This window comes from Bacillus methanolicus (assembly GCF_028888695.1).
In the GTDB taxonomy this organism is placed as follows: domain Bacteria; phylum Bacillota; class Bacilli; order Bacillales; family Cytobacillaceae; genus Bacillus_Z; species Bacillus_Z methanolicus_B.
In genome coordinates this window covers 279,480-291,669 of sequence record NZ_PNFF01000001.1, presented here as the reverse complement: position 1 = coordinate 291,669, position 12,190 = coordinate 279,480, and the positions used below count along the sequence as shown (strand labels likewise).

General features: G+C 38.4%; 8 protein-coding genes. 3 read left to right on the top strand and 5 right to left on the bottom strand.

Translation table 11 applies throughout. The features are described 5' to 3' along the window. The first annotated feature begins 297 nt into the window (after positions 1-297). Both C0966_RS01560 and C0966_RS01555 read left to right on the top strand, forming a co-directional pair. Positions 298-1,581 (top strand): IS110 family transposase, encoded by a 1,284-nt coding sequence (locus C0966_RS01560; protein ID WP_274853404.1) that lies wholly within the window; start codon positions 298-300, stop codon positions 1,579-1,581. Between the two features lie 392 nt (positions 1,582-1,973). Continuing rightward, the gene (locus tag C0966_RS01555) at positions 1,974-5,003 is read left to right on the top strand and encodes an efflux RND transporter permease subunit (protein WP_274853403.1); all 3,030 of its coding nucleotides are present in this window, start codon (positions 1,974-1,976) and stop codon (positions 5,001-5,003) included. Positions 5,004-5,064: 61 nt separating this feature from the next. On the opposite strand, the gene C0966_RS01550 is transcribed toward C0966_RS01555, so the two are convergent. Further along, positions 5,065-5,967 carry an aldo/keto reductase gene (locus C0966_RS01550; protein ID WP_274853402.1) on the bottom strand — a complete coding sequence of 301 codons (903 nt, stop codon included), beginning with the start codon at positions 5,965-5,967 and terminating at the stop codon, positions 5,065-5,067. 62 nt (positions 5,968-6,029) lie between these two features. Further along, positions 6,030-7,061, bottom strand: coding sequence for a sporulation integral membrane protein YtvI (gene ytvI, locus C0966_RS01545; RefSeq protein ID WP_274853401.1), 1,032 nt, complete (start codon positions 7,059-7,061; stop codon positions 6,030-6,032). Positions 7,062-7,181: 120 nt separating this feature from the next. Here ytvI and C0966_RS01540 point away from each other — a divergent pair, with 120 nt between their 5' ends. After that, a complete protein-coding gene (locus C0966_RS01540) occupies positions 7,182-7,823 on the top strand; it encodes a DNA-3-methyladenine glycosylase (RefSeq protein ID WP_274853400.1) in 642 nt (213 codons plus the stop codon). A gap of 54 nt (positions 7,824-7,877) precedes the next feature. Here the strand turns inward: C0966_RS01540 and C0966_RS01535 are convergent, their stop codons facing one another. The 3 genes from C0966_RS01535 to C0966_RS01525 all read right to left on the bottom strand — a co-directional run bounded on the left by C0966_RS01535 (position 7,878) and on the right by C0966_RS01525 (position 12,042). After that, the gene (locus C0966_RS01535; protein WP_274853399.1) at positions 7,878-8,453 is read right to left on the bottom strand and encodes an HXXEE domain-containing protein; all 576 of its coding nucleotides are present in this window, start codon (positions 8,451-8,453) and stop codon (positions 7,878-7,880) included. Positions 8,454-8,632: 179 nt separating this feature from the next. Continuing rightward, the gene (yhbH, locus tag C0966_RS01530; RefSeq protein ID WP_274853398.1) at positions 8,633-9,799 is read right to left on the bottom strand and encodes a sporulation protein YhbH; all 1,167 of its coding nucleotides are present in this window, start codon (positions 9,797-9,799) and stop codon (positions 8,633-8,635) included. Between the two features lie 347 nt (positions 9,800-10,146). After that, the gene (locus tag C0966_RS01525) at positions 10,147-12,042 is read right to left on the bottom strand and encodes a PrkA family serine protein kinase (protein ID WP_274853397.1); all 1,896 of its coding nucleotides are present in this window, start codon (positions 12,040-12,042) and stop codon (positions 10,147-10,149) included. Positions 12,043-12,190: the final 148 nt, after the last annotated feature.

Sequence of the window (12,190 nt, the reverse complement as noted above, 5' to 3'; positions counted from 1 at the left end):
TCTTTTTGCAGAGGCCAGCCCCCTAGGTCTCAAGCCTGAGTTAAAAATAAAACTCAGGCTCGTTATTGAAAGGAAATTGAAAAAGTAAGATGAAAACGTGGAGGAGGAAGCGATAGCTGAAGGCGCGATCTATTTTATTCAAACATGGTCTCGGTGCATTTTTTTCTAAATTTTTCTATTAAAGGAGCATTCCTGTAATGAGGAAATTTGAGGTTTGATAAAAAAAAGTCCCCTTGGTATAGTACAGGGTGTCAATGCGCGTTGACCAAGAAATCAATAAACCAAGGAGGACTCAAAATGAATTATACACAAAATCAAAAAATCTCTCAAATTACACCATCAACTCTCATTGTAGGTATTGATGTAGCTAAAGAAAAGCACGTTGCCCGTTTTCAAGATGACCGAGGCTTAGAATTTGGCAAGAGATTGATCTTTGAAAATCGTATACACGGCTTTCAAACCTTATTAGATTGGGTTAATCATATTCAAAAAGAAAATCATAAGGACCACGTGATTTTTGGAATGGAGCCAACAGGTCATTATTGGCTAAATCTTGCCTACTTTCTTAAGGCAAAAGGATATGATGTAGTGCTAGTGAATCCCATGCACGTCAAAAAAAGTAAAGAGCTTGATGACAATTCGCCTACAAAAAACGATACAAAAGATGCTCGTGTCATTGCACAGTTAATGAAAGATGGGCGATACTCCGTACCGAACCTATTAGAGGGCGTATACGCTGAACTAAGGGAAGGCGTCAAATTACGAGATCAGCTCATCAAACAGCTTATGATCATTGAAGGGCGGATTGAAAACGTCATTCAGCGCTTTTTCCCAGAGTTTTTCGATGTGTTTGGAGATTGGAAAGGTAAAGCAGCCTTTTATACCTTGCGCATGTTTCCATTTCCCTCTCATATTCAAAAGTTGTCACCAGAAGAAGTGCTGCAAAAATGGAAACCGTATGTACAGCGTGGGGTTGGGCTGAAACGAGCAACCCGACTCGTAGAAGTAGCGAAAAAGAGCGTTGGGATTGAGACAGGAATCCAGTTCGCAAAAAGAGAATTGGATTGCCTATTGGATCAATATGAGCTTTACAAGAAACAGTTAGCACAACTAGATGAAGAACTAGAAGGTGTTGTTGAAAGCATACCAGGTGCGAAACAAATGACCAATATCCCGGGACTTAGTCACACTACCATTGCTTTGTTCTTTGCGGAAGTAGGAGATTTAACCAAGTACAATCATCCGCAACAATTAGTCAATCTGGCAGGGCTTTCTTTAAGAGAACACAGTTCAGGAAAGTATAAAGGGCAAACACGCATAACCAAAAGGGGCCGAAGACGTTTACGAAAAGCATTATACCTGGCCATTCGACCATTGGTTGCCCATAATCCTGTATTTAAAGCCTTGCATCATTACTATACCAATCGGCCAGACAGGCCGTTAAAAAAACAACAGTCTCTGATTGCCTTGTGTTGTAAATTATTACGTGTGTTATTTGCCATTGGTAAGAAACAGTGTGAGTTTGATGGATTAAAGCTATTAAAGGGATTACCTCAAATAAAAGCATTACAGGCTGCATAAAAGCTTTCAAACGACTTGTTATTCTGACAAACACCAATAGTGCAGAGTTGGAGTATATTTTACACCATTCGGGCATTAGACCCTGTAAAGGAGCATATCCAACCTCCACCTCATGGATACGCAGGACGAAGGAATGTGTGGATCTTATAATCCAGTGATACATGGGAGGGTGAGCGACCATGAGAAGTGTGGAGACTTCTTGCACGGTCATACATGATATTACAGATATTGTAAATCTGTATTATAGGATGCACCTTACCATGTAAATATATTGAATAAATACAAGTAATATCCACTCATTTGAGGTAAAGAAGCTATTATGTGTTAGCGAAATTTAAAGAAAACGCGAGAATTTTGAAGAAAATTAAAGTTTATAGAGGGAGTGTATTTTAATGTCCTGGTTTACCAAATGGTCTTTCGGCAATAAGGCCGCAGTCACGATTATGTCAATTTTAATTTTATGTATGGGAGTTATCAGTTATTTTACCCTTCCTATGGAGTTTCTCCCTGCTGCCGACCAGCCTCAAATATCTATTGTAGTAATGGGTCAGGGCACCGACTCAAACACAATGGAAAAACAAGTAACTTCTCCGATCGAAAACGCTGTTGTCGGTGTAAAAGGGAAAAGCAATATTCTTTCCACAACCGGAGATGGTTTTTCAAAAGTTGATATCTTCTATGAGTCAAAAACAGATATGAAAGAAGCCAAACTGGAAGTTCAAGAAGTTTTAAACTCGTTAACTTTGCCGCCAAATGTATCAAAACCAATTGTCGTTCAGTTAAACACATCAATGATTCCAATCGCAGACGTGGCTGTCACTTTTAAAGAAGGATTAACTCCAAAGAATATGGAATTTGCAAAGAAAAAGATTGAACCCTACTTTAAAGATATTAAGGGTGTTGCAAGCGTGCAAATGTACGGAAATGTTGATTCATATGTTTCCGTTAAGATTGATAACGAATTAATGGCTCAAAAACAAGTATCCCTGCAAAATGTTCTGAAGATTCTTCAAGGGCAGAACACGGCCTTAGCTATCGGTGAAAAAGTCATTGACGGCAAATCAAGCAATATTAAAGTGGTTGGAAATATAGACGAACTTCAAACAGTGAAAGATTTATCGGTAGGTCCGAATGTAAAACTGGGTGATATTGCAAAAATTAAAATTGGGAAGCCAGAAGATACCATGACACGAATTAACGGGAATGATGGCTTGTTATTTATTGTTACAAAAGATAGCAGTTCAAATGCTGTAAGCATCAGCAAAGAAGTAAAAAAAGCTGCTGATCAAATTAATAAAAAATATGACAATACGGAAGCAGAGGTAATATTTACTACAGCTGAAATGGTTGAAACGTCCGTGCATTCTATGATAAAAGAAGTCTTGCTTGGAGCACTTTTTGCTACGATCGTCATAATGCTTTTCTTGCGGAATGTCCGTGCCACTTTTATCACGATTGTGTCGATTCCATTATCGTTAGCACTTACTTTGTTCTTGCTTGACAGGTCGGGGGTGACACTAAATATTCTAACGCTCGGAGGTGTCGCCGTTGCCGTAGGTCGGCTTGTGGATGACAGCATTGTCGTGATAGAAAATATTTTCCGGAAGATGCAGCAAGAGAAATTTTCTGTACAAATGGTCATCGATGCTACAAAGGAAGTGGGAACGGCAATAACTGCTTCAACCTTAACAACGGTTGCCGTATTTTTGCCAATCGGTTTGGTAGGGGGCGGCCTGCAAGATTTCTTGCTGCCATTTGCCTTAACGGTCACCTACTCCCTTCTTTCTTCATTAGTGATAGCCTTAACGGTCGTGCCACTAATGAGCGCCGGTTTATTAAAAAATACAAAGCTTCCGGAGCACAAGAGTCCTGTTCCATTTAAAAAGCTTGTAATTTGGTCACTTAACCATAAGTGGGTTGTTTTATCATTAGCATTCTTGCTATTCGCTGGTTCAATCGCCGCCTACTTTACTATGCCAAAAGGAACAGTCGACAATTCGAATGCTGATTTTATACAAGCAACACTAAGCTATCCTAACGATACGCCAATTGAAAAAGTAAAAGAAAAAAGCCTCAAGCTTGAAAAATATCTTCTGGAGCAAGACGAAGTCAAAGATTTATTTTTGGAGATGGGCAATAATGAAAATGCTGCAAAATATGGCGACATTGGCTCTCCAACCGAAACAAGTTTTATGGTTATGCTAAAAGATAAAAAAGATACCGACAAAGTCGTTAAAAAAATTGAGAGTATAAAAAATGAGTTTTCAGATGCGGATTTCAAAGTAGATGCAGGTTCTGTCATGAGCAATTCAAAAACAACTATTACAGTGGATGTGATCGGGGAAAATCTTGAAGACCTCGAAGAAACATCGAACAAAATAAAAAATTCTATTAAAGATATTGATGGAATTAAGACAGTATCAACCAACCAGGACGAGAAAAAGACTGTCTACTCTTTAAATGTTAATCCTGCCAAGGCAAATACTGAACAAATTGCTCAAGCATTGGGTGTGATGCTTAATCGCACCCCTCTTGGTACAATTGAATTGGAAGAACAGCAAACCAACGTATTTCTTGAACCGGTTTTAGATCCGAAAAAACCTGAGGATCTAAAAAATGTACAAATTGCGACGGCTACCGGTATGGTTCCAGTCTCACAAGTTGCCACTCTGAAAAAAGAGGAAAAACCAACCAATATATTCCATAAAGATGGAGATACCTATATCCGTGTAACCGCTGCTGTTGATCCGGCTAAGTTATCAGAAATCTCAAAAGAAATGAACTCGAAAATTTTTGGCGATAAGAAAACAGATGGTATAGATATTCCGGATGGGGTTGAAGTTTTTATAGGAGGAGCGAGTGTTCAACAAGCAGACGACTTTTCCGATCTATATAAAACAATGCTCGTATCGGTCGGAATTGTATTTTTAATCATGGTCATTACATTTAAAACGATCCGTGCTCCGATTTCAATTTTATTCTCCTTGCCTCTTGCGGCAATCGGTGCCATTTTAGGTTTGCTCATCAGCAGAATTTCCGTCGAAGAGACTGCACTACTTGGCGCCTTAATGCTAATTGGAATCGTCGTCACAAACGCAATTGTATTATTAGATAGAGTGAAACAAAATGAAAAAACAATGATCATGCGTGATGCCATAGTTGAAGCGTCTGTTGTAAGAATGCGTCCAATCATGATGACTGCAGTAGCCACAATCTGTGCAATGCTTCCGCTTTTATTTAAAAAAGCCGAAGCAGGAAGCCTTGTTTCGCAAAGCCTTGCCGTAGTAGTAATCGGAGGGTTAGCTGTTGCAACCTTGTTAACACTTGTTGTCATTCCGGTCGTCTATGAATTGCTTCACTTCAAGAAATCAAAAAAACAACGGCAAAGCAAAGAAACTCCTGCTGAAAACTTAAGTCTATAAGATTAAACAAAAACGGGCCTTGAGCCCGTTTTTGTTATTATACAATCTGCCAAACACATTCTTATGCAACATCTTGCCCTATAGACGCAATCCAGATTTTAAACCATTGCTGGCGGGTCATTTGAATTTCCATAGCTTTTACTGCATGCTTTATTCGTTCCATTTTTCCTGACCCGACAATCGGCATGATTCTCGCAGGATGGATAAGCAGCCATGCATAAAGCAATTGATCAGGCGATCTCACGCCAAGTTCTTTCCCTACTTCCTCTAGAACATGACGAACCCGCTCTATCTTTTCTCCCTCAGAAGTAAAAATCCTTCCTCCAGCAAGAGGGGACCATGCCATAGGAGGAATTCGCTTTTCAAGGCACTGGTCTATTGTTCCATCATGGAATGCATCAAGGTGAACTGCTGAAATTTCGACTTGATTTGTAACGAGCGGTTCTTCCAAATAGCTATTTAACATATTAAACTGTGAAGGCGTAAAATTAGAGACGCCAAAATGGCGTACTTTTCCCTCTCTCTTAAGCTGCGAAAAAGCTTCCGCTGTTTCTTCCGGATCCATAAAAGGGTCAGGACGGTGTATTAATAACACATCTATGTAATCAGTTTGCAAATTTTTCAATGATTGGTTAACGCTTTTAATGATATGTTCTTTGCTCGTATCATAATGTTTCACTTCATGCTCAGGATACTTTGAAGAACGAAGCTTAATACCGCACTTGGTCACGATTTGGATTGATTCCCGCAATGACGGCTTCAGTTTTAAAGCTTCGCCAAAAAGGCTCTCACAAGTATAATCTCCATATATATCGGCATGATCAAAAGTGGTAATTCCCAGTTCGATGCATTGTTCCGTCATGGCTACTATTTCTTGTGGGTTCATGTTCCATTCCGCAAGACGCCATAAACCGTGAATAATCCGTGAAAATGATAAATCGTGAGCCAACTTTACTTTTTCCATATTAATCTCCTTTTCTAAAAAATTTCCTGATTAATTGATAAACTTAGATAGGTGACCGAAAACTAAATCTTAAACTTCATTTTAATAATATTGGCCCTTTTTAAAGTATCAAAAACAATTACAAGTGCAGGCCCGAGGATTACTCCTACAACCCCTAACAGCTTAAAACCTATATAAAGGCTGATAAGCGCTGCCAGCGGAGAAATGCCAAGGCTTGTTGAATATACTTTTGGTTCGATAATTCTTCGGACAACGGTAATGATTAAAAACAAAACGATTAAACCAATACCCAGAAAATGGTTGTCTTGCAAGATCGCAATAACTGCCCATGGAACAAGAACCGAACCTGTTCCAAGTATTGGCAATATATCAACGATTACGATCAGCAAAGATAAAAGTCCGGTATAGGGAACTTTTAGAATGGAAAGGCCAATAAATGCCATAATAAATGTAAGCAAACTCAAAATAATCTGCGCTTTAATAAACCCAATGCCTGCTTTATTTAACTGATTGGCAACTAAATACACTCTCCGCTTTGTTTGTTCTTTTAGATGCATTTCCATTTTCGCTTTCAAACGAGGCAATTCGAGGCTTATTAAAAATAAAGCAATTAAATAGATTAAAAACTCAATTAAAAATCCCGGAATCGCTGTTAACAAGTTAACCGTATTCTGAATGACACCCTGCAAAAAGCTGTCGAGAGAATTGATGCTGTTTTCCAAAGTTTTTTCGATTGAAACGATCACGTCTTTAGGCAAATTTTTTGAGTAGAACTCCCATTTCCTTATTAGAGGCAAGATGACAGAAATATAAAGGTTTTTCATAAAATTTGGCGTTTTTCCGGACAATGCAACAGTTTGCTCGGCTATAATCGATATTAAGTTATAGCCAATGACGGTCATTAACAGGACATAGCCTGTAAATACAATAATCACAGCCTGCAATCTGTTAAAACGCAGTTTTATCATCAGCCACTGAACAAGTCCCTCAAGCATGACAGCGGTAATAAAAGCAAAAATTAACGGCAAACTGTAAGGAACTAAAAACAGACCGACAAGAACAACAACAGAAATCCATAACCATTTTTTCCACATAAGAAAACTCTCTCCGCTCCTGGATAATCATAGTGTAAATGTAACAAAAAATTATATGAAAGTCACCTTTGAGCGAGTAATCATTGTATAAAATTTACTATATGCAGGAGGTTTCTTGAAATGAATCATATTTTTAAAGGGGAACTGATAAGACCAATTCAAATAAAGATCAGCCCTTTGAAAAAGCAGTTCTATGATAAGCCTACTTTGGAGCTGGCAAAATCTTTGCTTGGCTGTCTTTTAGTAAAAAAAACCGAGGAGGGAGTTGCTTCAGGCTTTATAGTTGAAACCGAAGCTTATATAGGTCCTGATGACCGCGCGGCACACTCCTATAATAACAGAAGAACAAAACGGACAGAGGTTATGTTTCGGGAATCAGGCCTTGTCTATACTTTTGTCATGCATACCCACTGTCTTGTCAATATCGTCAGCGGAGGCCCGGAGAAGCCTGAAGCTGTTCTCATCAGGGCAATAGAGCCATTTACAGGAATAGATTTGATGAAACAAAGACGGGGTATGGCAAATATCAAAAATCTCACAAACGGCCCTGGAAAACTGACAAAAGCTTTAGGCATCACGATGGATGATTACGGTCATTGTATTGCTGAACCTCCTTTGTTTATTTCAAAGGGGTTTCAGCCGGAAAAAATATCTCAAGGCAAAAGAATTGGAATTGAAAATTCAGGGGAAGCAAAAGACTATCCATGGAGGTTTTGGATTTCTGAAAATCCTTTTGTCTCAAGAAAAAAAGCTGACACATAAGGTACTGACTCCCTCCGACAGTGACAATATATGGAATATTTCTTATTTGTATGTCTAACTGTTGTATTGGAGGGGGTTGAACCATTCTTTATTCTTAGTCGCTCGATTTCGTTTACTGACTAAGAAGAGTAAAAGAATAGGAACAGCTATACATATACCCAGGATGCTCCAAAGAATATCTCCTCCATTAATAATATGTTCTTTTAGCAACCGGTAGTAAGCATATAATGAGTAAGGCAGCACCAAAAAGATTGAAGTTATCACACCCGGAGTATATTTTTTTAGGAAAATGGCTTGCCCTATATGCGTGAATACATGTCCAAAAAAGATAGCTAGAAATACTAGAAAAATATAGTAAAAAGAGAAAATTACGGCTAATATGGTTGCCGCTGTAATGCTGAGGTAAACCCAAAATACATCTTGGGCAAAGTGAAGTGTTGTCATTTTAAAACTACTATAAAAATACTTGCGGATCGATTGAGGTAAAGCAGTCAAAACATGCTCTTTGTTCTGTTTGGTCCATTTCTCCACGGTAAGAATTTCTTCAAAGTCATGAAACATAAACAAAATGGGAAATAGCCATAAAACGCTAATTAAATGAATTTTAGCATCTAACCATTCTAATATCACTTTAATCACCGCTTTTCGGATGATTTAAAATTCCCTTTAAAATGATGATGCCAAATATTTGCTTTATTGTAAATAGTTTATTTGTCCGTCGCACAGAAAAAATCTCTTACCTGTATTGATAAGAGACTTTTTATTTTTAATTATTTCAAAGCATTTCTTCTAGTCGAATTTTTATTTTTTTACGCATAGACCTTATTTTCTTCCTTACTAAAAAAGCTTCGCATCGCATGGAAAACATCGGCTTTTTGCTTGAGGATATAATAGCGGAATTTTTCGTTCTTAATGTTTTTGTATGCAGTCATTAAAGTAGAATGGCGATTGTATTGATTCACTTCCCCGTATCCGAAAATGTTGGATACTTTCATTAAATCTTCCACTAATTTTACACAGCGGGCGTTATCTGAAGTTAGATTATCACCGTCAGAAAAATGAAAAGGATAAATATTATACCGTCTTGGATTATATTTCTCATCAATCAATTCGAGCGATTTGCGATATACAGATGAACAAATTGTTCCGCCGCTCTCTCCTTTTGTGAAGAAATCATTTTCCGATACAACCTTTGCTTCTGTATGATGAGCAATAAACTCAATTTCAACAGTTTCATATTTTGTTCGCAAAAACCTTGTCATCCAGAAGAAAAAGCTTCTGGCCATATACTTTTCCCAAATTCCCATACTTCCACTCGTGTCCATCATGGCAAGTACAACTGCTCTAGAATCGGGTTTAACCACTTCATTCCAAGTCTTAAACTTCAGATCCTCGCGATAAATCGGATGAAATGCCGGTTTTCCGTTCATCGCATTTCGCTTAAAAGCAGTCATCATTGTCCTTTTTTTATCAATGTTTCCCATTAAACCAGTTTTTCGAATGTCGTTAAACTCAATGTTTTCAACTAAATATTTATCCTGCTCTTTTTTTTGCAAGTTTGGTAGTTCTAATTGTTTAAACAGTGCTTCTTCAAGTTCCATTAAAGAGACTTCTGCTTCAAAATAATCTTCACCCGGCTGATCACCGGCTCCTTGGCCTTGGCCTTTGCTTTGATCGCTGGAACCGTCACGGGCTACTACGTCACCGATTTGACTGTCTCCATCTCCTTGGCCAACATGTTTGTTTTTATCATAGTTATAACGGATTTTGTATTCATCCAAAGAACGAATTGGAATTTTTACCACTTCTTGACCATTTGACATAATGATGCTTTCTTCTGTAATGAGATCTGGGAGATTATTGCGGATCGCTTCCTGGACTTTTTCCTGATGCCTCTGCTGGTCATCGTGACCTTTCCGATGGAGGGACCAGTCTTCTTTTGAAATCACAAACTGATGGTTATTTGCATTGGTCATTTAAAACCCCTCCTGTTAAAATACTCAATTTCTTGCACATATAAACTCATCCATGCATACAATATCGCGAGTGTCGAATGAGATATGGGAAACGTTTATTACTTTATCCTATGCAGAACGACAAAATAATTGACAAATTATTTCGTTAATAAGACAATCGCCCAATAAAAACAAACAAGCCTATTTACAGTCTGTTATCATTCCAGAAAATCATCGGAATTTCCGTGCACTCGTTCGATATTTCAACCGTCTTGTCGGCAACTATGTTCAAAGTCATTTCATACCTTTTAACATTTACAACTTATATAAAAAGAGCTGACCAACGCATCTTGTCAGCTCTCTACTTTTTATCTGTTTAACAAACTTCCAACATAGCGCAGCAATTCATTTGCAGATGTAGAGTTGTAGCCATATTCGTCAATCAGCCGTGCGACCACCTCATTGACTTTCTTCAATTGCTGTTCATCCGGCGTTTTCGTTGAAGTCGTAATTTTAACGACGTCTTTCAAATCCGCAAATAATTTTTTCTGAATCGCTTCACGCAAACGATCATGTGAATTATAATCGAACCGTTTCCCTTTTCGTGCATAAGCAGAAATCCTGATTAAAATTTCTTCCCTGAATGCTTTTTTTGCATTCTCAGAAATTCCGATTTGCTCTTCAATCGATCTCATTAATTTTTCATCCGGATTTATTTCTTCCCCGGTTAATGGATCGCGAAGTTTCGCCTTATTACAGTACGCTTCTACATTATCAAGATAATTATCCATCAGGGTTTTGGCCGATTCCTCATAAGAATAAACAAACGCTTTTTGGACTTCTTTTTTGGCGATCTCGTCATATTCCTTGCGTGCCAATGAAATGAAATTTAAATAGCGTTCCCTTAATTCAGCTGTAATTGATGGATGCTGATCCAATCCTTCTTTAAGCGACCGGAGAACGTCAAGCGCATTAATGGACGGGATTTCCTTGCGAATAATCGTCGACGAAATCCGATTGATGACATAACGCGGATCAATCCCGCTCATTCCTTCATCCTGATATTCTTTTTTCAATTCTTCAACATCCGCTGAGTTGAACCCTTCGACACTTTCCCCATCATACAGGCGCATTTTCTTAACTAAATCGATATCACCTTTTTTCGGCTCTTTTAAACGGGTTAAAATCGTAAACATAGCCGCTACCTTCAACGTATGCGGAGCAATATGAACATTGGACACATCACTTTCGCGAATCATTTTCTCATAAATTTTCTCTTCTTGTGAAACTTTAAGATTGTAAGGAATCGGCATCACAATAATCCGGGAATGGAGCGCTTCGTTTTTCTTATTCGAGATAAACGAGCGATATTCCGTTTCATTTGTGTGAGCTACTATTAATTCATCAGCTGAAATTAACGCAAATCGTCCAGCTTTAAAATTACCTTCCTGGGTTAACGAAAGCAAATGCCATAAAAACTTTTCATCACATTTCAGCATCTCCTGAAATTCCATCATTCCGCGGTTTGCCTTGTTCAGCTCCCCGTCAAAACGGTAAGCACGAGGATCAGATTCTGAACCATACTGGGCAATTGTTGAAAAGTCAATGCTTCCAGTCAGATCGGCTATATCCTGAGATTTCGGATCGGACGGGCTGAATGTCCCAATCCCGACGCGTTTATCTTCGGAAAAGAAAATTCTTTCAACTAATACATCTTCAATCCTTCCGCCATATTCTTTTTCAAGGCGCATCATATTAAGCGGCGATAAATTTCCTTCGATTCGTATTCCATATTCTTCGTAAAAATCCTGGCGGAGATGATGTGGAATCAGATGCAGCGGATCTTCATGCATCGGACATCCTTTAATCGCATATACTGCTCCTCTGTCAGTAAGGGAGTATGCCTCCAAGCCTCTTTTTAACGCAGTAACCAATGTAGATTTTCCGCCACTGACCGGGCCCATCAATAACAAAATCCGTTTTCTAACATCTAGGCGTTTCGCAGCCGGATGAAAATATTCTTCTACAAGCCTTTCTAACGCTTCTTCGAGACCGAAAAGTTGATTGGAAAAGAATTGATACTTCTTTTTCCCATTGACTTCTTCAACTCCTGAATCTTTAATCATATTATATACCCTTGAATGTGCTGATTGGGCTACCCATGGCTTCTTTTTAACAATTTGCAAGTAATCTGCAAATGTCCCTTCCCACTTTAGCTTTTCCTCTGCTTCTCGAAACATTTCAATTTTTCTTAAAATATCCATAAGGACCTCCCCCTGTTTTTAATCAGAGACGATTAATATACTGTATGCGCTTGGACAATTGAACATGCCTAAACTGTGAGATGTTGTGTATATCTTTTTTATCTAATCCTTTACATGCAAAAAATCTGCACAGTTTCGATTCACAGCC

Coding starts and splice junctions, on each gene's coding strand:
- C0966_RS01560 (WP_274853404.1), top strand. CDS start 298: ATGAATTATACACAAAATCAAAAAATCTCTCAAATTACACCATCAACT.
- C0966_RS01555 (WP_274853403.1), top strand. CDS start 1,974: ATGTCCTGGTTTACCAAATGGTCTTTCGGCAATAAGGCCGCAGTCACG.
- C0966_RS01550 (WP_274853402.1), bottom strand. CDS start 5,967: ATGGAAAAAGTAAAGTTGGCTCACGATTTATCATTTTCACGGATTATT.
- ytvI (WP_274853401.1), bottom strand. CDS start 7,061: ATGTGGAAAAAATGGTTATGGATTTCTGTTGTTGTTCTTGTCGGTCTG.
- C0966_RS01540 (WP_274853400.1), top strand. CDS start 7,182: ATGAATCATATTTTTAAAGGGGAACTGATAAGACCAATTCAAATAAAG.
- yhbH (WP_274853398.1), bottom strand. CDS start 9,799: ATGACCAATGCAAATAACCATCAGTTTGTGATTTCAAAAGAAGACTGG.
- C0966_RS01525 (WP_274853397.1), bottom strand. CDS start 12,042: ATGGATATTTTAAGAAAAATTGAAATGTTTCGAGAAGCAGAGGAAAAG.